Source organism: Bradyrhizobium sp. HKCCYLRH2060, from assembly GCF_051168135.1.
Lineage (GTDB): Bacteria > Pseudomonadota > Alphaproteobacteria > Rhizobiales > Xanthobacteraceae > Bradyrhizobium.
Genome location: NZ_JBNPUK010000023.1, coordinates 66,540 through 91,572, shown reverse-complemented (window position 1 = coordinate 91,572; position 25,033 = coordinate 66,540). Strand labels below are relative to the sequence as shown.

12 protein-coding genes and 1 tRNA gene are annotated in these 25,033 nt (G+C 65.8%); 6 read left to right on the top strand and 7 right to left on the bottom strand.

Annotated elements, in window-relative coordinates:
- Nucleotides 1–113 precede the first annotated feature (113 nt).
- From ACQR10_RS30750 to ACQR10_RS30735, 4 genes are read left to right on the top strand one after another with little or no spacing between them, the layout of a single operon-like run.
- Nucleotides 114–866 carry a hypothetical protein gene (locus tag ACQR10_RS30750; RefSeq protein WP_315804858.1) on the top strand — a complete coding sequence of 251 codons (753 nt, stop codon included), beginning with the start codon at nucleotides 114–116 and terminating at the stop codon, nucleotides 864–866.
- Between the two features lie 7 nt (nucleotides 867–873).
- Nucleotides 874–4,503: a hypothetical protein gene (locus ACQR10_RS30745; RefSeq protein WP_316216073.1), complete on the top strand. Its 3,630-nt coding sequence runs from the start codon at nucleotides 874–876 to the stop codon at nucleotides 4,501–4,503.
- Nucleotides 4,500–5,915 (top strand): hypothetical protein, encoded by a 1,416-nt coding sequence (locus ACQR10_RS30740; protein ID WP_316182095.1) that lies wholly within the window; start codon nucleotides 4,500–4,502, stop codon nucleotides 5,913–5,915. The genes ACQR10_RS30745 and ACQR10_RS30740 overlap by 4 nt, the downstream gene beginning before the upstream one ends.
- A gap of 15 nt (nucleotides 5,916–5,930) precedes the next feature.
- Nucleotides 5,931–16,475, top strand: coding sequence for a LysM peptidoglycan-binding domain-containing protein (locus ACQR10_RS30735; RefSeq protein ID WP_316216074.1), 10,545 nt, complete (start codon nucleotides 5,931–5,933; stop codon nucleotides 16,473–16,475).
- Between the two features lie 108 nt (nucleotides 16,476–16,583).
- Here the strand turns inward: ACQR10_RS30735 and ACQR10_RS30730 are convergent.
- Both ACQR10_RS30730 and ACQR10_RS30725 read right to left on the bottom strand, forming a co-directional pair.
- Nucleotides 16,584–16,660 (bottom strand) — tRNA-Arg (locus ACQR10_RS30730).
- Between the two features lie 116 nt (nucleotides 16,661–16,776).
- Complete coding sequence (locus ACQR10_RS30725; protein ID WP_316182112.1) at nucleotides 16,777–17,037, bottom strand: hypothetical protein; 261 nt, start codon at nucleotides 17,035–17,037, stop codon at nucleotides 16,777–16,779.
- Nucleotides 17,038–17,260: 223 nt separating this feature from the next.
- Between ACQR10_RS30725 and ACQR10_RS30720 the strand changes: the two genes are divergently transcribed.
- Nucleotides 17,261–17,704 (top strand): hypothetical protein, encoded by a 444-nt coding sequence (locus tag ACQR10_RS30720; protein WP_315804890.1) that lies wholly within the window; start codon nucleotides 17,261–17,263, stop codon nucleotides 17,702–17,704.
- A gap of 251 nt (nucleotides 17,705–17,955) precedes the next feature.
- Here ACQR10_RS30720 and ACQR10_RS30715 read toward each other — a convergent pair whose 3' ends face one another.
- Complete coding sequence (locus ACQR10_RS30715) at nucleotides 17,956–18,261, bottom strand: histone (RefSeq protein WP_316216075.1); 306 nt, start codon at nucleotides 18,259–18,261, stop codon at nucleotides 17,956–17,958.
- Between the two features lie 72 nt (nucleotides 18,262–18,333).
- Nucleotides 18,334–19,779 (bottom strand): cryptochrome/photolyase family protein, encoded by a 1,446-nt coding sequence (locus ACQR10_RS30710; protein ID WP_316216076.1) that lies wholly within the window; start codon nucleotides 19,777–19,779, stop codon nucleotides 18,334–18,336.
- A gap of 126 nt (nucleotides 19,780–19,905) precedes the next feature.
- Between ACQR10_RS30710 and ACQR10_RS30705 the strand changes: the two genes are divergently transcribed.
- Entirely contained in the window at nucleotides 19,906–21,609 is a 1,704-nt protein-coding gene (locus ACQR10_RS30705; RefSeq protein ID WP_315804893.1) for a methyl-accepting chemotaxis protein, read from the top strand.
- 9 nt (nucleotides 21,610–21,618) lie between these two features.
- On the opposite strand, the gene ACQR10_RS30700 is transcribed toward ACQR10_RS30705, so the two are convergent.
- The 3 genes from ACQR10_RS30700 to ACQR10_RS30690 all read right to left on the bottom strand — a co-directional run bounded on the left by ACQR10_RS30700 (nucleotide 21,619) and on the right by ACQR10_RS30690 (nucleotide 24,893).
- On the bottom strand, nucleotides 21,619–22,923 hold the full coding sequence (locus tag ACQR10_RS30700; RefSeq protein WP_316216077.1) for a TRAP transporter large permease: 1,305 nt from the start codon (nucleotides 22,921–22,923) through the stop codon (nucleotides 21,619–21,621).
- A 370-nt stretch (nucleotides 22,924–23,293) separates the two neighbouring features.
- A complete protein-coding gene (locus tag ACQR10_RS30695; RefSeq protein ID WP_315804895.1) occupies nucleotides 23,294–23,899 on the bottom strand; it encodes a TRAP transporter small permease subunit in 606 nt (201 codons plus the stop codon).
- Nucleotides 23,892–24,893 carry a TRAP transporter substrate-binding protein gene (locus ACQR10_RS30690; RefSeq protein WP_315804896.1) on the bottom strand — a complete coding sequence of 334 codons (1,002 nt, stop codon included), beginning with the start codon at nucleotides 24,891–24,893 and terminating at the stop codon, nucleotides 23,892–23,894. Before ACQR10_RS30690 ends, ACQR10_RS30695 begins: the two co-directional genes overlap by 8 nt.
- Nucleotides 24,894–25,033: the final 140 nt, after the last annotated feature.

Here is a 25,033-nt window from a genome sequence, read left to right as displayed (position 1 = left end):
AACCTCTGATAGATTTCAATCATTGGTAGCTTAGTTGATTTTCCATTCGTTTCAGCCGCGCCGGCGGTTGCGTACTGCGGGTTTCAATCTGTGTTTTAGAAAAGGAGATAGCCATGGCTCATCATGAAGGCCTTCGTTTTTCGGCTCCCGCCGTTGTCACCACCCCCACAAGCCCCAACACCGAGGTCGTCGCGACGCCGACGGGCGATCAAAACAACACGACGCAGCTCGTGTTCGAGTATCAGGGGCGCATTCCGGTCTGGACGCCGGTTGTCTCGCAGGCGCAACCTCAGGTCGTTTTGGCGACTGACATCACGATCGGCGCAACGACTTGGCGCAAAGGCATTACGATCCAGTATGCGGCGCTTGGATCGACCCAGTACACCGTGACCATCATCTCGGGCGAGATCGTGGACGACCGTGGGCTCTACCTGCTCCAGGGCGTGACGCTCGGCATCTTCCCGATCGGTTTGGATGTCAAGGCAGCGCCGCCCGCGACCACGCGGACCGAAGAGTATCCACGCGCCGCCTTCACGGCGCTGCCGACGGTGAATACGCCGACCAGTCCGAACAGCAACGTGGTGACGACGCCAAGCGGCGACACCAACAACACGACCTACGTTTCGTTCCAGTACCAGGGCCGCATCCCGGTCTGGACGCCGATCGTCTCGCAGTCCCAGATCACCGCGGTTCTCGCCGCGGATATCACGATCGGCGCGACGACATGGAAGGCGGGCATCACGGTGCAATATGCTGCGCTGGGCTCGGCGCAATATACGGTGACCATCATCAAGGGCGATATCATCGACGATCGCGCTCTCTATTCACTGGCGGGCACCTTGCTCGGCATTTTCCCGATCGGGTGATACGAGCATGGACGCGTCCGCGTCAGCGCAGTTCGAGCAGGTCGACTCCTCTGCGATTTACGAGACCAGGGTTGCCGGCTCGGTTGGCTGGGCCGGCTACCTTCTCGGCACGGGCTCGTCGCTGCCACCGTTCATCAACTACGATGACTCGCTGAAGAAGTACGGTGGCAGCTATATTTTCGCGACGCAGCGGCCCGCCGATCTTGATCGTGATCCCGGCGGGTTCGCCGAGCGTGTGCGGACCTATATCAGCAAGGCGACGCGCAACCGCGCCGTCGTCTGGCTGGCCTCGGCCAATCCGGTCAGGTTTGGCGACTTCGAGAGTTACGGCATCTCCTTCATCAACCTGCCGCCGGTCTACCAGGTCTCGGGCAACCTGAACCTCTGGTTCGCCCGCAACGCCAAATTCTACATTCTCGATCAGACCCGGATCGAGATCGATGGTGGGGCGCTGCGCCTGTCGGGCTCGGCGCTGAGCTCGCCTCCGTTCGTCGGCTTCTCGGGCAAGGGCGACAACCCGCTCGGCATTCGGCTTGCGCGGACCTCCAACAATCGCATCTACGCCTACGTGCCGTTCGGCGGTGCCAACATCGGTTGCGTCACCTTTGATGGGCTGCTCGATTCGAAGCAGGCGTTCGTCAGCCAGGGCTTGGAGCAGGGCGTCCGCTACGTCATCAACAACAACGCGACGACGTCGCCGCAAGCTGCGCAATATGCCGCCATGACGGTGGCGGCGTTGCCGTCGCAGCTTTCGATCGCAGGCGCCTTCGACCTCGGCGATCCGGCCAACCGCGCGATCGGCCGAGAGCAGCTCGAGCAGGGCTATCTGCGTTCGGGTTTCGCCATCAAGGGGGCGCCGGCGCTGACCAGCGAATTCCGCACGACCGGCGGGCGTGTCGTGCAACTGACGCCGCTCGGGGCTGGCAGCGCGGATACGGCGCCGGCGCTCGGGGCAGGGGGCTTCGCCTTTGCGACCAGCGCCGCGAAGACGGCCGCGGTCGAGACAGGCACGACCTATCTGAGCCTGGCCGGCCACTACGCGCTCGGTGCCGATGGCAGCTCGGCGGGGCAGCTTGCGAAGCTGATGGGCGGACTGTTCGGATCGGAAGCGCTGAGCTTCAAGGCGTACGACGTCAGCCTGCCTGCAGCCCAGAACGATCGTCTCAACGCCATTCCCTCGAAGCCGGGCTACGCGCCGGTGTTTCCATTCGAGACGGCGGACCTAAACCGTCCCACGAGCGGTGCCGTCGCGGCGCGCCTGACGGACGAGCATCAGACCTCCTGGGTGACCATCGTCTCCGGAGGCGGCGTCGTCGACTATCTCGCAGAGCCCGAAGGCAGCGCGATCTACGCTGCGGCTGAGGCCGGCGCCGGCGCCGAGGACGTCGCGATCCTGCAATCGGCGCCGCCATTCATGCCGCTTGCCCAGGGCAGCGACAAGACGTTTCCGCTGGTGCCTTATGGAGCTGCTGCGAGCAGCGGCCTCGATGGCGCTACGCTCGTCCAGTTCGAAAGCCAGATCGTGGCCGCGACCCGTAAGTCGCTGATCTCGAGCTATGGCAGCAAGACGTGGTCGGCGCGCGTGCAGGCGGCGCGGGCTCACGCGCTGCGCGGCACGCTGCCGGACGGCCCGAGCACCGATGGGACGACGCCGCAGGGCTTCATCATCGCGGGCGATCCGACGACGGGTGCCTATCTGAAGGTCAGCATGGCGCAGTCGATCGACCGCGACGGCAACACCCTGCCATTCGCGCTATCTGCTCCGACCCAGGCGATGCAGGACGCCTTGCAGACCAACCAGCTCTTTCTCGTCGCCGTCAATCCGGAGCCGTTCGGCACCGGCGCGCAGTTCGCCAACACCGTCAACATCGCGGGCTGGACCATGACCGCGGCGGTCGGCGCCGGCGCGTCGGCGACCGCCTACCGCAACGTTGTCATCATGAAGTTCTGCTCCGGTTCGTTGTTGGAGCGGGTCACGAATGCCAATCGCTGGACGTCGGCGGAGCAGTTCTCGCTGTTGCCCGGCACGCCGCCGGTCACCGCCGCGCTGTCCTACACCGGCCTGTCGCAATGGCTGCAGGACTACATCGCGGAAGCGATCGTGCGTTCGAAGGGAGCGTCCGGCCCATTCTACGAGAATTTCGCGCGAATCGCGCAGGATCCGAACTGGACCGGCGTCATCGTGCTCGCGGCCGATCTCGGCCAGCGCGACATGCCGCCGGAGATTGCGGGGCTTGCCGCCGGCATCGACTTCACCCGCTTCAACGCCCATCATTTCGGCTTCACCGTCAGCCGCGTCACGGTCGATGGCCGGAGCGGCCGGATCACGATGCCCCCGGGCAATTCGAGCCTGTTCGGCCTGATCGACTACGAAGATCCGCGCTATGCAATGAACATCTCCAACGGCGTTGCGCCTGACGTGCCGGTGGCGGTGCAGATGAGCGGTGAGTTCGACTTCACCGTGCTGCAGTTGCAGTCGTTGTTCGAGAACGCCAGGCTGACGCGGTTCGACAGCCACGTCCAGCTCTCGGTCGCGGCGCTGTTCGGCGCGCCGGTCTCGCGGCTGTACTCGCGCCGCACGCCGCAGCCCTTCACGGGAATCGTGCTCAAGGGCAGCTATGTCGACCAGGGCGGCCGCGGCGCCTATGTCTTCGAGCAGAACACGACCAACGTGCTGACCAGCCCGTCGAACGTGCTACCGGCCGTTGCCTTCGACCGCGTGCAGTTCAACACGATTGGCACCCAGGACCAGGGCGCCACGGTGGCCAGCAACTTCCTGGTCTGGGGACAGTTCGATTTCACGGCGCTTGAGAGCACCATCGGAGAGACGCTCGACCTGCTGTCGTTCGGCAGCCCGCCGGACACGCCGGAGGAAGCGCTCGGCGTCGGGCTTGCCTTCTCCGGCCTCGTGATCGGCATGACCTATCCGCAGGCGACGCCCGGAGCCAAGCGGTTCCAGGTCGCGACCGGCAACCTGGCCTGGAATCTCAACGGCTCGAGGATGCGCGACACCAGCCTGTTCCGCGGCTTCGCACTGCAGCTCAAGAGCTTCGTCAACGCGACCGGCGATCAGAAGCCGTCGGATCTCGGCTTCCTGCCGGTGACCTCGCAGCTCAACCTGACCGAGCTGGAGGGACCCTGGTTCGGCGTCGTCTACGACATCACGCTGGGCGGCCCGGGAGCACTCGCCTCCGGCGTCGGCTTCCAGTCGCAACTGCTTGCGGCATGGTCGCCGGTCACCACCGGCTCGGACGCGCAGCATGCGGTCTTCATCGGCATGAGCCTGCCGGGCGCGGCGCCCGGCGCCAGCCTGTTCAGCATCCAGGGCGTCATCAAGGTTGCGGTCGGCGCGATCTCGATCCTGCGCCAGCCGGTGCCGACCGCATCGGGACGCAAGCTGCCGGAAGACGGGCCGAAGTGGTTCTACTGCCTGCGGATCGACGATATCGCGATCAAGATCTTCGGCATCGCCAAGTTGCCGCCGTCCGCCAACATCCAGTTCTTCCTGTTCGGCGATCCCGACAACACCGGCAGCCTCGGCTGGTATGCCGCCTACGTCGCCGACGACAATCCGGGCTGCGAGCAGTCGCTCGCATTCGCCGCAAACAAGCCCGAGCTGCAGGAGCCGCCATCATGACGCGGATCCTGTTCTGGAACATCGAGAACTTCTCGATCAACAAGATCTTTTCCGCCTCGATCAAGCGGCAGCGCGGGCATGGCGGCCTCAACGACATGCAGAGCGCGATCCAGCGCCGCGCGGTGATCAATGCCGTGCTGACGGCCACCCAGCCGGACATCATCGTCATCATCGAGGTAAGCTCCGGCGACAATGCGCCCAACGCGCTGGCGAGCCAGACCGGCGGCATCAATGCGCTCGCCATGGTGCAGTTCGGGCTCAACAACCCCGCCACCATGGTGGCGGGCGGATGGAACGCCGTGCCGCCGCTCTACACCGGGGTGGGCGGGCGCGCCGAAACGGTCGGTATTCTCTATCGCCGCACCAACACTGCGGGCACCCTCAACCGCTACTTCACCGGGCCCAACATCTGGACCGGCGGGCATGGCGGCATGTCGGTGCCGCCGGGCGGCGGCGTCGCCACGCCGTACAACGGCATGCTGGTGCCTCTCGGTGCCGTCAACGTCAACGGAATGCTGGTCCCCCCGGGGCTTGGTGGCGTGCGGCAGATTCCTGCGGCCGCTCAGCACAATGGCGGGCTCAACGAGGACGTCGTGGCCGCGCGCATCGCCTTCACCACCACGCTCGGCGCGCCCGTTGCCTTCGCCGGGTTGCGCGAGCCGTTCATGGCGACGTTCACGGAGGCCGACAATCTCGGCAACGTCCAGCGCGACCTCACCATCTTCGGCATCCATTCGCCGCCGAACAACCCCGCGGCGGCGAACTACATCACCACGATGTCGACGATCAACGACGTCGTCGGCGCCCTGGGTGTGAACGAGACGCGGGTGATCGGCGGCGACTTCAACGTCAATCTGTTCGCCGTCAACGGGACGGCCTCGGGTCTCTACAATCCGCTCACCGGCGGGCCCGGTGCCTACACGCTGCTTCTCAGTCCGACGGCCGTGGGCGTTCCCGTCAATCTGGACCAGTACAAGGGCTATTTCTCCACCCATATCCGCGGCAAGGACAAGACGGCGGCGTCCAAATTCCTCTGGTCCAACGGCGGCGGGCCGGGACAGAGCTTTTATCCCGGCTACGGCTATGTCGGTTCGAACTTCGTCGCCGCGCCGTTCTACTCGATCGACAACGTCCTGGTCTGGCCGCACAACGGCATGCACAACTATCAGACCACGATCATGAACACGGTGACCGGCACGCCGATGAACGGGGTCATGGCGCCGCCGGACAATCCTCCCCTCGGCACGGTCGCGTTGGCCAACCAGTTCACCGCGGCGCCGATGGGATGGCCGGGCGCGCCGACGGCGGCGAACTATCCCGGGATCGGCGGCGCCGGAAATCTGACCGGCTGGAGCAACTACGGGCGCGTCCGCAACACCAGCGATCATTTCGGCGTCTTTGCCGACATCTGAAGGGAGCGCCGGCTGATGAGCGCTATCGACAATCTCCGCGCCGCTGTCGAAGCCGCCGCCGGCGAGACCGCGTTCGCGCTCGATGCCGCCTTCCTGACGGCGGGCCTCGCCGATCCCGCCGTGAAGGTCCCCGCCGACTACGACACCTGGCTGAGCCAGGCCTTCTTCCTCAAGACCGCGGCCGATTTCAAGGTCACGGTGGAAAAATCCGACGTCGGCCCCGTGGAAGGGGCGGCGTTCACGGTGCAGTCGGCGACGATCCCGTTCATCGGCGCCACCGCTCCGCTGGCCGCGAAGGCCACGCTCGTGTTCACGGTGGACGGCGACCAACTGATCGTGCAGGCCGAGGCGACGCCGTCGAACTGGACCTGGACCAGCAGCTTCGCCTTCATGGGCGGCTTCCCGTTCAATCAGTTCGGCACGCTGAAGAACGTCAGCTTCGTGTTCTCGACGGCGACCGGCAGCTATCCGTACGGTGACTCCGCGGGGCGTGCCGTGAGCGGCGGCGCGGTGCAGAATTTCGACGCCAAGGTCGCGCTGCCGGACGTCGCCAAGCCGTTCCTGCTGCTGTTTCCGGGGCTCACCGCGCCGACCGGCGACCTGCTGCTGAGCGGCGCCCTCAACATGGGCATCTTCAACGGCGAGACCGTTCTGTTCCCGCCGGGGCAATTGCGGGCGGCGATCCAGGACGGCACATTCAAGCTAGCGTCGCAGTTCACGGTCAAGGATCCGAGCCTGGCCCTGACCATTCCTGTGCCCGATGGCGCTGACGAGGTCGATGGCGTCCTGGTGCTGGCCGATCTCGTCGATCCGGATGCGGGCGACCAGGCGCCGACGCTCGCGATCTCCTCGCAGTTCGACATCGGCGGTACCGGTTCCTATCAGCTCGACGTCGAGATCACGCCCGGCGCGGATGCCAACTATTCGGTGGCGCTCGCCGTGGTCACAGGCGGCGATCCGCTGACGCCGGCGACGGTGATCGAGGTGATGGGCGGCAATGGCGGCTATCTCGCCGCGACTCCCGACGTGCTGCAGCAGTTCCTCGCCTTCGTCGGTCTCAACGGCTTCTCGATCGCCGGCACGCTCGGCAGCTCGCCGACGATCACGGCCGTCTCGATCGAGATCGGCAGCTCAAAGGACACGAGCTGGCAGATCCTGCCGGCGACCGGCGTTCTCGACTTCAAGATCACCAGCTTCTCGCTGCAATGGTCGATGGCGTATCCGTTCGACGGCGCCAAGCGACAGCAGACCTATGATTTCACCACCGAGTTCGTGCTGGCACCGAGCGTCTTCAAGGGACCGGACGGCGAGGGCGACGGCGTGTTCACCGTCCAGTTCACGTCAGCCAAGCAGTTCTACGCGTCCTTCGCGGGCACCGCCAAGCTGAGCGACTTCCTGACGGCGCTGTCCAGCGGCGCGGTTGTGCTCGACGTCGAGAATGTCGGGGATTTCGAGCTCGGCGACATCGCGGTCGCGGTCGACTACGGCGCGCAGAGCTTTCAGTTCGATGCCGGCTTCAGCCTGACCCTCAATCTGCTCAAGATCAACAACCAGCCGATCCTTGCCGTGCGAGAAGGGACCGTCTCGATCGCGGCGCAGACTCCGACGCAGACGCCGGACGGCGGCAATGCGACGACGCTGTTGCGGGCGGCGCCGCTACCGATGCTGCGGAGCTCGCGCGGGGGCGCGCTGCAGACGGCCTCGCAGACGCAGTGGAAGTCGAGCGTCGGCGGATTCCTCGATGTCGGGCCGTTGCACACCAAGGTCAGCGTGACCTATGACGGGTTCGAAACGCCGAAGCGGTGGGATCTCGCCGCCTCGCTGGAGGAGTCGCTCGAGGTCTCGGACCTCATCAACCAGTTCTTTTCGCCCGGCAGCGCCTACGGTTTCCCGAGCTTCCTGCCCGGCGACCTCACCATCTCCGAATTCGCGATCACCGCGACCATTCCGGCGGAGCAGGGCGAGCTGGAGACGAGCTACGACATCACCGTCGGCTTCGAGTGGACATTCGCGTTCGGCGATCAGACCGTCGGCATCGATCCGGCACGGCTCGGCGTCAGTTATGACGGCAACAAGCCGGCCCAGCAGCAGTTCTCCGGCTTCGCGCAAGGCACCTGGGTCTACTCGGCGATCAATCTCAAGCTCACCATGGGCTATGAGTTCAAGACGACCGAGGCGGGCTCGAACAACATCCTGTTCGTCGAGTGGGAAGGTTTCCGAGCCGCCTGGGAGAGCGACAAGGAACTGGTCACGTTCAGCCTCAAGGGCTGGAGCATCGGCTCGCTAATCCAGGCGCTGGTGCGCACGCTCGGAAATCCGTACTTCACCCTCGACTCGCCGTGGGATCTCCTCAACCAGATCTCGCTCGATGCGCTACGCGTCAACGTCTCGCTCAAGAACGGCGAGAGCTTCTCGCAACGCCTGTCGGCCACTTACGAGCTGTCGAGCCCGATCAACCTCGGCTTCATCAGCATCACCGCGCTGACCTTCCGTCGCGACACCGACGGCAAGGTGACGCTTGCCATCGAGGGCTCGAGCCCGCTCGTCGCCGACGATCCGGCGTTCAAGAATCTGCTCGATCCGGCCAAGGGGCAGGACGTGAAGGACCTGCCCTCGGTGCCCGGCCGGGGCGAGGAATGGTTCAAGCTGTTCCTGCTGGTGCTCGGGCAGCGCATCGGCATCACCGGCCATTCCAGCTTCGAGAGCACCAAGGAGGTGATCTGCGCGCTGCAGTCCGTCCCCGGCACGACGGGCAAGATGAATCCGGTCGATCCCAATGCGGACGACGGCGGGACACCGGGGCTGCCCTATTACGACCAGTCCAACAACTGGCTCATCGCCGGGCATCTCGGCCTGATGAAGGTGGCGGGCGCCTGGTCGATCGATGCGATGCTGGTGTTCAACGACCCCAATCTCTATGGTCTGCGGCTGGCACTCGCCGGCGAGAAGATGGGCGGGCTCGCCAATCTCGTCGTCGACATCCTCTACAAGAAGATCACCGACGACATCGGCGTCTACCAGATCGATTTCACCTTCCCGGACATCATCCGCAATCTCAATTTCGGCGCGGTGTCGATCACGCTGCCGCAGCTCGGGATCAAGGTCTATACCAACGGCGATTTCTTCATCGACATCGGGTTCCCCTACAATCTCGATTTCCGGCGTTCCTTCTCGATCTCGGTGATCGTCTACGGCGTCCCGGTGCTGGGCGCCGGCGGCTTCTACATCGGAAAGCTCTCCAACGCGACCTCGACAAGAATCCCGAAGACCGATCTCGGCACCTTCGATCCGGTGATCGAGTTCGGCATCGGGCTGCAGCTCGGTTTGGGCTACAATTTCGAGAAGGGGCCGCTGAAGGCGGGTTTCGCGCTCACGGTGTTCGGCATCGTTGAAGGCGTCGTGGCGCCGTGGCATCCCTATAACGCCACGCGCACGCTGGCGTCGCGCGCCAGCAGCGGTGCGCTGCAAAGCGATTATTACTTCAAGCTGTCGGGCACCGTCGGTATCATCGGCCTGCTGTATGGCAGCGTCGATTTCGCGATCATTTCAGCCTCGGTCAACGTCAAGATCGTGCTGTCGATCCAGCTCACCTATGAGAGCTATCGCGAGATCCCGGTGGTCGCCAGCGCCAGCGTGACGATCAGCCTCAAGGTCAAGATCAACCTCGGCCTGTTCTCGATCTCGATCAGCCTGTCGTTCTCGGCCCAGGTGTCTGCGACCTTCGTGATCGGACAGACCAGCACGGCCCCGTGGGAGGTTCAGGGGGCACGCGCCGATGCGCTGCTGATGCAGCGGGCGCATGCCCGCGGACCGGACGCGGCGATGCGGCTGGCGCGCAGCTTGAAGCCGCGACCGAAGCGGCTCGCGCCGGCCGCCGCTCGCCGGATGGGACTTGCCGCCGCAGATGGCAACAAGCCCAAGCTGTCGCTGATGGCCGGCGCGCAGTACACCGTGCTCGCTCCGGAGGGAGCCACCGACGCCACCTCGAACCAAGGGGCATTCGTGCTCCTGCTCGCGATGGACGCGCCGGATGCCGCGGCCAGCGCGCCGTCCGCCACCAAGACGTCCTTCGACGTGCTGGCCGAGGTCTACTTCCCCTGGATCATTGATGCACTGGGGAACGAGAGCGGGGATGCGGCCGAGCTCGCCGAGACGCTGGCCACGTCGGTGACGCTCACCCAGCTCGAGGCCTATGTCGCGCGCCTCGCCGACACGGCCGATCCGTTCCTGTCGATCAAGGGTCTGTTGCAGTTCCTGGCCGACGCCTTCACGCTCGACATCTTCAATCCGGCGACGGCGCAATCCTCGGGGCTGAAGACCAAGCTCGATGCCGGCTCGGTGCTGTTTCCGGTGTTCGACGGATTGAAGCTGCAGGTCCCCGGCGTGTCCGGCGGCCAGACGTCGCCGATTGCGTTCGAGACCTACACCACGGCGACGCCCGGCTATGCGACCGCGGTCAGCAAGTTGTTCGCGCAGGTGGCTGCGGACATCCAGGCCCAGAACAAGGAAGCGCGCCGGCTTGCCGCGGAGAGCGATGCGAACTCGGCAGAGTCGATGGCGGCCCTGGTGTTCGTCGACACGTTCACGCTGATCGCGCGCCAACTGCTCCAGGCCGCGGCCGACGCGCTGCAGAGCTATGCCTATCCGCTGACCGCGACGAGCAGCATCGGTGCCATCCTGGATGAGCTGAACGGAATCGTCGGCAACGCCTTGACCATTGCCGATATCGTCCAGCCCAACGTCGATCATGCCTTGGGAGCCGGGCTGTCGTTGCATATCGACGACCTCGAATACGTCGTTCAGACCGGCGACACCCTGCAAAGCATCGCTGGCCGCTATTCCGACGCGGCGCCGACGCCGCGCTGGACCACGACGCCGGACCGCCTGATCGTGGCCAACCGGTCACGCCACATGCTGCAGGGCGGCGTCATCCTGCTGCTCACCAACAGCCAGGGCAAGGAGCAGATCTATGTGACGCGGCAGGGCGACAGCTTCGACGAAATCGCGCTGCAACTCGGCGCGATCTCGATCGACGCGCTCGCCGCACAGAGCGTGCTCTATGGCGCCGCCGGCCTGCTGCAGCCGACCTTGCCGCTCGCGATCTGGCCGATCACCTACAGGACCGCCGGGGCATCCGGCCCGTCCTCCGATACGCTGGCGACGGTCGCGAGCCTCTTCCAGACCACCGCAGTTGCGGTCGCGGACGCCAATCGCGGTGTCGCCGGACTGTTCTCGGTGCAGGCGGAGCGCGGCCTGCTCACCGTCGCTAATCTTCAGGCTCTGTCGGTCGGCGCATTGTGGTCGGCGATCGCGGCCACGGGCCAGGTCGGCCAGACCGCCGGCATGGTCTCGCGCTTCCTGGTCTATGGGCTGCGGCTGCCGGTCCAGGATGGACTGACGCTGTCGCCTGCGTTCCTCTATCCAAGGACGCAGTCGGGCTACGGTGTCTATCAGCTCACCGGCCAGCAGTTCCCGACGCCCAGCTCTGCCAGCGGCTACAAGATCGACTTCGCGCGCGAGACGCAGAGCCACGGTGTCCTGCTCGATTTCATCATGCTGAATGCCGGCACCGGCCTCAGCATGGAGGTTGATCTGAGCCAGGCCTTTGCCGCGTTGAACGTCGTCGTCAGCTGGGCCAGGACGCCTGGCAATTTCGTTCCGAGCCCGACGTTTGCGGCGCTGCCGCTTGCCGAGCGCCAGCCGCGGCCGTTCACCGCCAGCGGCTATGCGCGTTGGTCGAGCGGATCCGTCGCGAGTCTGCTGGCGCTGACGAATCGCAGCGGCGTTGCCGCGGCCGCCGATGCCGGTGCGCAGACGCAGCCGACGCTGTGGAGCCTGCCGCCGGCGCAGACCAATCTGGTCGCCACGCGCGAGCAGTCGATCCGCGCCGTCATGCCGGATCTCCGTTCGACGTTCGCGCTGCTGCCGAAGTTCCAGCCGCAGATCGGGCGCAGCAATCCCGCGACCGCACGCACCGACTATGCTGACCTGGGGCGCTGGGCTTGGTGCACGCGGCTCGACATTGAGATCAAGCGTCTGCCGGATGCGGCGGCGCTGGCTGCTCAGGGCACGGGCGCAGGCGATCTGCCGAGCGGTCCGGCATCCGCGCCGTCGCTGCCGTTCGTCTATGAGCTGGTCGGACCCAGCTCGGAGGATGCGGTCCGGCTGCAGCGCATCCTGACCGCCATGGATGCGCTGGGCGAAGGCATCGCCTCCGCCGTCTTCCTGCTCTACAACCAGTCCGGACCGGGCGCGCCGATGCTGGTGACGCCGGCGGACGCCAACTTCCTCGCCTTCATCACCCAGACCAACCTGTCGACCGAGACCAATCCGGCGGCGGCGCTGCGGCTGATGCTGAGTGCCGAGGATGCTCCGCCGCGCGGCATTGCCAATTCTCCGGCGCAGTTCATCCGCCTGATGTGGGAGCTCAGCACGGTCCGCAGCGGCGGCTACTATCTCTACTACGAGAACGTCGAAAGCGAGGAGGGCCTGCCGGCGGCCGTGTTCGATTCCTCGGGCTCCGGCATCGTGACGATGGTCGTGACGTTCGCGGCGCAGGGCAGCGAGTCCTTCGGCACCACGCTTCCCGATTTCGTCAACGCCTTCGTGACGACCGACGCCGTCGATCCGCAGAGCGACCTGGTGCAGACGGTGTCGCTGGCCTCGACCGGCCCAACGGCGCCGGTCGCAGCAGGAGCATCGCTCGACGCGCTCGCGGCGATCTACGGCCCCGGGCCCGGACGGATCGCCGAGGTCAACGCGACCAGGCCGCTCGCCGCGGACGCGCTGGTGCCGATCGTGGGCGCGGTCCGCCAGCTCACCGACGCGGATCTGGTCCGCGGCACCGGCGGGGCGATCGATGCGCAGGCCACGCTCGACAAGCTCGCCAGGCTGTTCTCCGCCGGTGCAGTCCGTCCGATCACCGGCCAGGACATCGCCGCATTCAATCCACAAGTCGCCGTTGCGCTCGCGGCGGTATTCTACATCCCGCCGCTGACCTATCAGGTCAATTCCTCGGCCGCGCCCGGAATGAGCTTTGCCAGCATGGCCGCCTATTACGGCCTGGACGTCGACCTGATCGCCCGCGGCGCCTGCGCTGCGCCCGGACTGTTCCCGGTCAATGCCGTGCTCGATCTCGATCCTCAGCTGTTCTCGCTACGCGACCAGTTGCCGCCGCAGAACATCGGGTTCGCCCTGACGCGCGACAATTTCGGCCTCCCGCCGGACGATCCCGCCGCGCCGGACTTCGCCAAGAAGACGATGTATCAGCTCTACACCTCGCTTGCCGCGGGGCTTGCCGGCAACGTCTTCTACAAGGTCAGTCCGCTCGGCATGCCGTTCGGTCCGCAGGATCACGACGACAACGAGGCCGGCGCGTTCGACAGCCATGCCCGCTCGGCGAGGACGCGCAGCAACCGCCTTGCGCAGGTCGCTCTCGCCGATCTCGACTATCGCCAGTCGATCGGCATCGGCGCGCAGTTCGCGCTGGTCAACGCCGCGCCCGATCCGTCCGATTCCAATCTGCCGCCAAAGGCGGCCAATCCCTATCTCGGTGTCGGCACCATGGCGCAGGTCGCGCTGCAATGGCGCGATATCTTCGGCAACACCACGGTGACGCCGTTCGAGGCGCCGCCGCAAGGGTATCGCGGCGCGCTCAACGGGGCTGCGGTGCCGATGCTGTACCGCGACGAGCTGATCGGGCTCGGGTCCTGGATCAATACCAATGCCAGCTACACCTATGAATCCGCGAGCGGTGCGGCGTTCAAGCTTGCATTGTCCCTCAACGCTGCGGCCTATGCAGGGCCGGACGGTGCGGCGCGGGCCGCCGACGATCTCTCGCTCTACACCCGGATCTACTATCAGCTGCATCAGGACTATTCCGCCAATGTCTCCGTGAAGGTGCCGGGCGTTTCCGGCAACGCGGTGGCAATGCGGCTGTCGAATTCGCTGCTAGCCAAGCCCGACGTGGACCTCACCGATGCGCAGGCGGACATCATTCGCGGCTATGTGCGCGCCTGCTTGCTGTATCTGAAGCTCGTGACGCAGGGACAGGCGCCCGCAGCCCCCGCTGCGACGCTGTCGCTTCCTGTCGACGTCAATGCGATCGCTGCGGGCAACATCCTCGAGCTCGACGTGACGCTCGCGCTCAGCCGCAATCCGCTGCTGGTCGATCCGGCCGTGGCGGCGTTGCAGGGCGGCACCGGCGTGGTCGCAGCGATCCTGCCGCGGGCCGACGGCGACGGCAACGTGTCCTATACGGTGTTCAGCACAGCGGTCGAGGCGATTTTCGCCACGGCCGATTGGTATCTCAAGGTCGGGCAGGGCCTGTCCCGCGACGGCGAGGATGCGGCCGACGGCGCGCAGCAGCTCTGGGCGGTGCGCTTCGGCAAGGCGGCCGGGAAAGGCATCCATTTCAAGCTGGGCACGTCCCCGAGCTATTTCGCGCCGAAACCGATCGCCAAGGCGTTGACGAGCGGCGATGTGACGATCACGCGCTACGACACCGGCGAGATTGACACGCTGCATCTTGACGGCGCCGACCTGAACCAGTGGTTCCAGAGTACGCTGGACGCGATCGATCTGTTCCTGTCGGCGGCCTATGCGCCGCACGCCTTCATCCTCGACCTGATCGACGATGTGACCGATCCGCTCACGGATGGTTCATTGGGACGCGTGCTGTCGACCAAGGAATTGCTGGCGGATACGATCAGCCTGAAGACGCTGCCGGTGCTGTCGACCAGCGCGGGCGATCCCTCGACCGCCTTTGCCGCAGCTGAGAAGCTGCGCCAGCAGCTGCTCAACCAGCTCGGCGCAGCCTATCGGGCCGGTGCGGCCGTCGTGTTCGGGCTGACCGAGGTCACCGGTGGCGGCGACAACAATCCGGCCGGTCCGCCGAACCTCTACGGTCAGCCGGGCGGAAGCATCAAGGGCGCGGCGGACAATCAGAACTACACGCTGACGCCGACGCGCATCCCGCTCGGCGAGGTCTACGATCCCGCTAGCAAGACCTGGTATGATCCGCGACTGGCCTTCGTGTTCGCCACCAAGAACGTCATCGATCAAGCCTATGTGCCGCTGAAGCTTACGCTGTCGCTCACCCATCTCGAGTTCGAGCGGCGCACTGTCCCCGGCATCGACGGCTATGTCGGTTCGCGATGGCTCGCCTTTGTCAATGGACCGTTCGATTATCCGTTGGGAACGCAGGTCGCCAACATTCCGGTCGTCAATCGCGACCTGCCGACGCCGCCCACGGTCTCCGCCCAGCAGGCGCTGCAGCTCACCGGCGAGGGCGCGACCGATCCGTCGAAGCTGAGCGCCTGGTGCTATTCGTTCGACTATCTCTATCAGCAGGCGGCAGCAGACGCGGTGTCCTGCACGGTGGAGTTCAACCGTCCGACCATGCCAACGCTGCGCCGCTCGGCCAGGCTGAGCGGGGAGCCGGATCTGTTCACCGCGCTGGCGCAGTTCGTGACCAACTATCCGGCGATCCTGCGCGATCTCAACCAGTATCTGGTCGGCATCGATGGCGCCGAACCCGATCCGGCGACGCTGGCGGCTGCGCGCAAGGCGACCGCCGCCTTTGCACTGGAAACCAGGCAGGTCGCGGATGCCTACGCGCGGGAGAGCGTGGGAGCTGCAAGACTGGCGGCCGCACCGGCACATGTGATCGTGAAGTTTCTGTCGACGCTCGACGGCACTGCGGAAGGACACGCGCGCACCAATCTGGTCAACATCACCATCGATGGGATGGCGGCGAGCTGGAATGCGGTAGCCAATACGATCTCGAACGGCACCACCACGCTCCCGGCGCCGGTCATCGCAATCATCGCGCCCGAGCTCTATACGCCCCAGGCGGTGCCGCCGGCGGAGCTGCCCGCAGGCGTACAGATCGCCTACGTCTATACGCGTCAGGTCGACGGCAAGACGGTTTATCTCGGCGAAGCGGAGGCACGTGGTTTGCCGGCCCGGACGGTGTCGGTCGCGACGCTCGACGTCCTGCTGTATCAGAGCGGCTGGGCCTCGGTGTTCGTGCAGCGCAATCTCGCGCTGTTCCCGCTGGCCGATCTCAAGACCACCAGCACCAACCCGGCATTCCTGTTCCAGACGCCCGAGGTGCGGTTCGCCTCCACCGTGGTTCCCCAGCTGAATTATACGTCGTTCCCGCTCGACGCGATGCCGGGCGCATCCGGTGACCTCGACGCGCGCCTGACGACATTCTTCGCCGCGCTCTATGCCAACGGCAATGGCAGCACCAGCGACGAGGTCGCGATGCAGGGCATGTACAGCTATGAGATCGTGGCCGGCCAGCCGGCGATCCCGCGCGTCCGGGTGCCGATCAACCTGCTGACGCCGACCCCATCGGTGGTCGATCCCGGTGTGAAGCCGACCTTCGTGGCCCCGTTCGCGCAGATGATCGATACGTGGCGCGGGACGACCAAGCCAACGACCGCGGGCCATGCCCGGGTCGAGATCGAACTGAAGGTCTTCGGCGGAATCGGCGATGCGACGCAGCCGTTGATCCAGGTCGGCCGGCTCACGCACGACGTCGCGACCGCCTGAGCCCGTCTGTCCCGGCATCGAAACTGCGGCCGTCCTGGGAGGTCATCTGGACAGGCTGACCGGAGGGTCGGATCGCACTGGAGCAGGGCGCAGGCTGGTCAATGGCTCTGGCGCGCTCGGAGAGATTCGAACTCCCGACCCTCGGAATCGAAATCCGATGCTCTATCCAGCTGAGCTACGAGCGCGCGATGCGGGCCAAATCTCCCGCGTGACCGGGATACCAGACTTGGATGGGCAAGGCCAGCCTCTGTCGGATATCAACGGTCGTTTGCCGAAGCTGGCCGGGCGTCCTTGGATGGCGTCAGAAGCAGGGATGCCGGCGTCGGTCCTGGCCGATATAGGCGGCCGAGCTCTGGTAGCAGTGGTTGGTGGAAGGACCGTCATAGAACGCAAAGGTGCCGGGCAGCGGGCCGGGGCCATAATTGTGCAGGAAGCTGACGGTGTAGGGCAGCCCGTAGTGGTGGCGGTGATGCCGATGATGGCTGCGCGCCTCGGACGTGGTGGGCACCAGGGCGGCAATCGACACGATCAAGGCGGCGGCGAGGGATGCGAGCTTGCTCATGACTTTTCTCTTCTCCGGAAAACGACGTCAAGGCCGGCCGTCCGGCTGATAGCCTAACGCGGAAGTGGCGGAAAGGGTGCGCAAAAGGCGACAATCCGTCAAATTTTTGGCCTTTTCCGCGTGCTTAAGAAGACCATGACAAGGTCCGGCAAGTGCCGTCGCGCATTGGGCCCGAGGCGTTGTCGCGACAGCGCCAGAAAAGACCGGGTTTGCCGTCCTGTCCATGAATCGCCTGATCCCAAGCGTCTTGCTCCTGCTGGTCGCCGCTAGCCCGGCGCGTGCGGATTTGCACATTACGCGCGATCACGGTGGCTACATCGAAGAGTACAAGGCCAAGTACAAGCGCGTCAGGGAAACGCGTCAGCGCGTCATCATCGACGGCATCTGCAATTCCGCCTGCACGCTCGTCTTCGGCTTTGTGCCGCTCAACAGGATCTGCGTCACGCCCAGGGCCAGCCTCGGCTTCCACCAGGCCTATTACGACAAGGCGTTCACGTTCGGCATCAAGGTCACCAGCGTGGAGGGGACGTCCGAGCTGATGTCCTATTACCCCGATTCGGTGAAGGACTGGATCCGGCGCAACGGCGGGCTCACCACCGAGATGAAGCGGATCAAGAACGGCATCGAACTCTGGAAAATCGTCGACCCCTGTCCCGACGTCTGGTGAGGGCACCGCCCGCACGGAATCTCTCTGTCCAAGCAGACCTCCGCCGGCAATCCGATCGCAAGCCGGTCCCGCGTCCGCGCGGCATCACCGTTTGCTGCGCCGCGCCGCGGATGCCAGGTCCCGGCTCCCAACCGAACGGCGACAAACGAAACAATCCAGCGCCAGATCGTCCCCACTACCGGGCACTGGATTGTTTCGCCGAGACCAGCAGCGAAGGTGACGAGTCGCCTTCGGTCCCGAGCCAGGCAGAATCAGCGCTTGGCCTTCTTCGTCTTCTTGGCCGCTTTCTTGGTGGCCTTCTTGGCCGTCTTCTTCGCAGCTTTCTTGGCCGCCTTCTTCACGGTCTTCTTCGCAGTCTTCTTGGCGGACTTCTTGGTCGCGACCTTCTTGGCCTTGGCGGCGGCCCGCTTGGGTGCAGCCTTCTTGGAGGTCTTCTTCGCGGTCTTCTTGGCCGCTCGCCGGGCCTTGGGTGCCATCGCGGTCACCGGATCCTTCGGCGCCTCGGCGGGCATGCTGGTCTCGGTCACGGTCGGATCAGAGAGTGGAGTGTCGTCCATATCGGGTCCCCCGATTTGTTGGAAACCCTGCGACGATAGCTGGATTCTCCGTGCTGTCAAAGCGCGCCCCAACTAATCACTTGTGCGCAAGCTCGCGTAGGCTGCCAGCGCGCGCTCCCGCCCGGGCTTGTGATCCACGATCGGCGCCGGGTAGGTGCGGCCGAGTGCAACCGCGGCCTCGGCGAGCTCGAGCGGCTTCGCCGCCCAGGGCTGGTGGATCAGCGCGGCCGGCAGGCGTGCCAGCTCCGGGACCCAGCGGCGGACATAGGTCCCGCGAGAATCGAATTTTTCGCCCTGCAGCACGGGATTGAAGACGCGGAAGTAGGGCGCGGCATCGGCGCCCGATCCCGCAACCCATTGCCAACTTGCCGGATTGCTGCCCGGGTCGGCGTCGACCAGCGTGTCCCAGAACCACTCTTCGCCGCGCCGCCAGTCGATCAGCAGGTGCTTCACGAGCAGCGAGGCTGCGACCATCCGGACGCGGTTGTGCATGCTCCCGGTATGCCAGAGCTCGCGCATCCCGGCATCGACGATCGGATAACCGGTTCGCCCGCGCTGCCAGGCCTGCAGCGCCGCATCATCCTGGGCCCAGGGAAAGGCATCGAAGGCCGGCTGCAGATTGCGGATTGCGAGGTCGGGATTGTTGGAGAGCAGGTGCCGGCTGAACTCGCGCCAGCCGAGCTCGCTCAGGAACTTGTCGATGCCGGCGGCGGAACCCGGGCGCTCGGCGGCGGCAAATCGCGCCGCGTGCCAGACCTGGCGCGGGCTGATCTCGCCGAAGCGCAGATGCGGCGACAGCCGGGAGGTCGCCTCGATGTCGGGCCGGTCGCGATTGGCGGCATAGGTCTGCACGGCCGTTTCGAGAAAGCCGGCGAGGCGCGCCTGCGCCGCGCGCTCGCCGGCTTGCCACGTCGCACGCAGTCCGCCCGCCCAGTCGGGCTTGCTCGGCTCGAGCGCGAGCTCGTCGATCGTCAGGCTCGTGACGCCCGAGGCGTGCGACAGCCGGGCCGGCCGCGGCAGCGGCTTCGGCGGATCGCCCAGAGCGAGCACGCGCTTCCAGAACGGCGTGAACACGCGCGGGCCGCGTCCATCCTTGCCGCGCAGCTCGGCTGGGTCGACCAGGAGGTCGTCGGGAAACACGCGCGAGGAGACGCCGATCTCGGCGAGTGCTGCTTCGACATCGGCAGCGACGACGCGCGGTGCGGCCTGCGCGACATCGTTCCAGTACACCGCGCTCGCGCCGGTCTGGCGCGCCAGCTCGCCGAGCGCGGTGGCCGCGGGTCCGCGCCGGATCACGAGGTCGGCGCCGAGCGAATGTAGTTCGGCCTGGAGTGCACGCAACGATTGCGCGAGCCACCAGCGCGACGCGCCGCCGAGCGGACGCAACCCGGGGCTTTCCTGATCGTGGACGTAACTACAAACGATCCGAGCGCCCGACTTCGCGGCTTCATGCAACGCGGGGTGGTCAGACAGCCGCAGGCTCTCGCGAAACCATACGATGATGGGGGAGGAGGACATGATCAGGTATCTTATTGCCGTTTTTTATAGTGAGTTCCGGTATTCTACGTTCCGGAAAATAACTGCTTTGAAACCAACTACGGGCAGTTTGAGATTCAGTTGCAGTTCCCCTGGAAGGTTTATGACGTGTCCGTCCAATTGAAGCTCGGCACCAAGGCGCTGATCGGCGCCGTTGTCGTGATCGCCCTGAATACCGCCCTGGTCGTCGGCGCAGCGTACTGGTCGCTGTCCTCCGATTTCACCGATCGCGCCAAGCGCGACATCGAAGGCAATCTGCGCACCTTTGCGCTGACGTTCACCGAGACGTTCAAGGACGCGAAAGTCAGCGTGCAGAACGGCGTCGTTACGCGCATCGAGATTCCGGCGATTCCCGAGATCAAGGATCATGCGATCGTGGATCGCGCGGTGTCCTATGTCGGCGGCAGCGCCACGCTGTTCGTGGTCGATGACAGCGGACAGTTCGTCCGCCGTTCGACCAACGTGAAGAAGGAGAATGGCGACCGCGCCGTGGGCACCCAGCTTGCCGCGGATCATCCGGCGCAGGCGCTGCTGCGCCGCGGCGAGGCTTACAAGGGCCCCGCGACGCTGTTCGGCAAGTCGTTCATGACCGCTTATTTTCCCGTCACCAATCCGGCGGACAAGGTGATCGGCATTCTCTATGTCGGCGTGCCCATGGCCGAGCTCGACGCCATGCTGTCGCAGGCGATGCGGACCATGGTCGTCGCCGCGGCGATCGCTGCGCTGCTGGTGCTCGGCCTGACGATGCTGGCGGTGCGACGTGTCACCAAGCCTCTCGCCGCCGTGACCGACGCGCTCACCGCAATCGCTGAGGGGCGCGAGGACGTTGCGATCAAGTCCGATGACCGCAGCGACGAGATTGGCGAGATCGCGCGCAGCCTGGTCGTGTTCCGCAGTGCCGCGAGCGAGCGGCGCCGGATGCGCGAGGAGCAGGCGGCCGCGGCCACTGCGGCTGTCGAGCAGCGCAAGGCCGAGCTGCAGCGTTTCGTCGATTCCTTCCAGGCCAGCATCGGCGGCATCATCGAGAACGTCTTGACGTCGTCGGGCGAGTTCGAGCGCGAGGCGCGCCAGCTCACCCAGACCGCGCGGACCACCGCCGACCTGTCCGGCCATTCGGCCGGCGCTTCGGAAAGCGCTTCCGAGCACGTCCGCACCGCGGCCGTTGCCTCGGACGAGCTGTCCGGCTCGATCGCCGAGATCATCCGTCGCGTGCAGGAGTCCAACGCCATCGCCGCCGAGGCGGTCAACCAGGCGACCGCGACCGACCAGCGCATCAAGGAGCTGTCCGACGCCGGCAACCGCATCGGCGACGTCGTCAAGCTGATCACCTCGATCGCCGAGCAGACCAACCTGCTGGCGCTCAACGCCACCATCGAGGCCGCCCGTGCCGGCGATGCCGGCCGCGGCTTCGCGGTGGTCGCCCAGGAGGTCAAGACGCTTGCCGGCCAGACCGCCAAGGCGACGGAGGAGATCTCCAGCCAGATCGCCAACATGCAGACCGTGACCCAGGAATCGGTCGACGCCATCAAGGCAATCGGCTCGACCATCGAGCGCATCAACGGGATCGCTGCCTCGATCTCGGCCGCCGTCGAACAGCAGCGCGCCGCCACGCAGAACATCACCCAGAGCGTCCGCTCGGCCGCGACCGGCACCGCCGAGGTCGTCGAGAACATCCGCAGCGCGGCGCGTGGGGCGGGCGAGACCGGCGAAAGCTCCAACCGGATGTTCGCCTCGGCCCAGGCGCTGTCCAGCGAAAGCCTGCGGCTGAAGGCCGAGGTGCAGAAGTTCCTCGACGGAATGCGCGCCGCCTGACATCGCGGCTCATCCGTAGAGCAGCCTTGGCAGGATCGTCACGATGCCCGGGAAGAGGGTGAGCAGCAGCACGAAGGCGACCATGATGGCGAGATAGGGGGCGGTCACACGGGCGATATAGCCGAGACCGTCCTCCGTCAGGCCCTGGATCACGAACAGGTTGAAACCGACCGGCGGCGTGATCTGGGCCATCTCGACCGCGAGCACCAGGAAGACCCCGAACCAGACCTCGTCGAAGCCGGCGCCCTTCACGATCGGCAGCACGATCGGCAGGGTCATCACGATCATCGAAAAGCCGTCGAGGAAGCAGCCGAGGATCAGGTAGAACACGATCAGGACTGTGATCAGCATGAACGGCGACAGGCCGAGACCCTTGACGAAGGTAGCCACGGCTTGCGGAATGCCGAGGAAGGCCGCGGCGTTGCCGAGGATCGAGGCGCCGAGCACGATCAGGGCGATCATCGAGCAGGTGATGACCGAGCCGATCATCACGTCGCGCACCACCTGCCGCGACATCGCGCCCTGGAAGTAGGCCACCAGCGCTGCGCCGAGCACACCGACGGCGGCGGCCTCCGACGGCGTCGCCAGGCCGCCATACATCGAGCCGAGGACGCAGGCGATCAGGAACAGGGCGGGGGCGAGATCCTTCAGCGCCGCGAACCGCTCCGCCCAGGGCACCTGCGACAGTTGCGCCTCCGCCTTTGGCACCATCGAAGGCGTCAGCGTCGTGTGCAGCATCACCCAGCCCATGAAGGTGCCGGCCAGCAACAACCCCGGCAATACGCCGGCGGTGAACAGCTTCAGGATCGAGACGTCGCCGAGCACGCCATAGATGATCATGATGTTCGACGGCGGGATCAGGAAGCCGAGCGTCCCGGCGCCCGCGAGCGAGCCGACCGCGATGTCGCGCGCATAGCCGCGGCGCAGCAGCTCGTTGAGCGACATCCGGCCGATCACCTGCGTCGTTGCGGCCGACGAGCCGGAGATCGCGGCGAAGATGGTGCAGCCGATGACGTTGACGTGGAGCAGGCGGCCCGGCAGCAGCCCGGCCCATGGCGCCAGGCCTTGGAACAGCGAGCGCGACAGCCGCGTCCGGAACAGCAGCTCACCCATCAGGATGAACAGCGGCAGCGCCAGCAGCTCCTGGGTGGTGAGAATGTTCCAGGCATATTGCGGAAGCAGCTTGTCGAGCGGGATCGAGCGGAACATCGCCAGCAGCAGGGTCGCGGTGAAGGCGAGCGTGAGCCCGATCCACAGGCCGCCGGCCAGCAGCGCGAACAGGATGGCGAACAGGGCGACGACTTCGATGGTCATGGGGAGGGGGAGTCCGCGGTGAGGGAGGCGGGCGGGATGGGGCCTGCGAATCCCAAACTGGTGGGATCGTCGCGAATGGCATCGCCGTGATGCGCGATGGTCGTGCCGCAGGCGCGGTTCGACCTCGCCCCGCTTGCGGGGAGAGGTCGGATTGCATCGCAAGATGCAATCCGGGTGAGGGGGTACAGGTCTCTCCGCACGCACTTCCCGCGCGGCTGCCCCTCACCCCGACCCTCTCCCCGTAAGGACGGGGAGAGGGGGCGCACCGCGTGCGGGGTGAGAGTTCGCCTATCAGTTGATGGACAAGAACTGCGTAGTTCGGCGGCCGCTGCTCGCGGCGAACCGATCGTCGCGACGTGGGCACGCTCTCTCATTCGACCGGCGACGCCTTCATGCGGTGATCCTCCAGCGGCAGTCCCAGCGCGGCCTGAATGGCGCGGGCGAGGAATTGCAGGGTCAGGAGCAGCATGCCGAAGGTGACGACGGCCTGCGGAAACCACAGCGGGGTGTCGCTGGAGGTCGAGACCTGGCCGCGGACGAAGGAGCTCCAGGCGAACTTGGTCATCGCCGACGTCAGGAACGCCATGAAGGCGAAGCCGGCGGCGGCGGCCAGCACCTCCAGCGCGCGCTGCAGCGGCGCCGGCACGTTCTTGAGCAGCAGCACCACGCGGATATGGCCGCCGACGCGCAAGGTCATGGCCGCGCCGAAGGTGAACGAGGCCGCCATCAGATAGGACGAGTATTCCCAGGCGATCGAGATGGTCGGCGGGAAGAACGGCAGCACGTTCGACAGCGCCCGCGTCGTCACCTCGGCCAGCATCAGCGCCGTCAAGGTCAGCAGACAGCCGCCGCCGATCCAGCCGTCGAGCCGGCCCAGCCGGTCGATGACATCGAGCAGGATGCGCAGCGGCGCGGGCGCCGCTGCATTGAGGCTCGCCCGTTCGCCCGGCGACGGCTCCACGATCGCGTCAGCCACGCTTCATCTCGGCAAGATAGGACTTCACCGGTTGATCGGCAGCGGGCACGCGCTTGAGGAAGGCTTCCATCTGTGGCGCGGTCTTGGCCCGGATCTCGGTCATCATCGCATCCGAAACCGGCACCACTTCCATGCCGCCTTCCTTGAGCCGGTTGAGGCTGTCGACATCGGCCTTGAGCGAATTCGCCCAGAAGGTCGGCTCCATCTTGGCGGCGATGTCGCTGACGGTCTTCTGCTGCTCGGGCGTCAGCGCCTTCCAGGAATCCAGGTTCACGTTGAGCATCTGCGACGACCACACATGATTGGTCGGGTAGACGTATTTGAGGAATTCCCAGAACTTGCCGTCGACCCCTGAGACCGAGGAGGTCGAGACGCCCGCCACGGCGCCGGAGGCCAGTGCCGGGATCGTCTCGCCCCAGGGGATCATGACCGCGGCCATGCCGATGGCGTTGAGCATGTCGACCGCGTTCTTGTCGGGCACGCGGATCTTGATGTTCTTCAGGCCGGCGACGTCTGATGTCTTGACCTTCAGGTGCAGATACTGCGTCGGCCACGGCACGATGTAGAGGATCTTCTGGTTATTGCGCGCGGCGATCTTCTCATATTCAGGCCGCACGTATTTGTGCAGCACCTTGAGCTCGTCCATCGAGCCGGCGAGGAACGGGATGCTCTCAACGCCCATGAAGGGCTCGTCGCCGACCTGCTGGATGTTGAGCACGTCCGCGAGCGGGACGAGACCGTCGCGCACCGCGCGCAGATGCTCCGGGCCCTTGAAGCCGAGCTGACCGCCTGCCTTCACGGTGATGTTGACGGCGCCGTTGGTCTGCTTCTTTACCTCCTCGGCGAAGGCCATCGCGTTCTGGGTGTGAAAGTTGCCCTCGGGCCAGACCGTCGACATGTCCCAGTTGGTCGTCGCCGCGCGTGCCCTTGTCGAGACCTGGCTCGCCGTGAGCAGCGCCGCTGCACCTGCCGTGAACGTCCGTCGCGTGATCATCAGTGTCTCCGCTTCGTTGCTGAGCTAAGGGAAATGGAAGAGGTTTGGCGAGCCGTGTGGTCGTGGCCATCCTTCGAGACGCCCGCCTGCGGCGGGCTCCTCAGGATGAGGGCTCGTTGCGCGGCCAGATGCTGATCCTC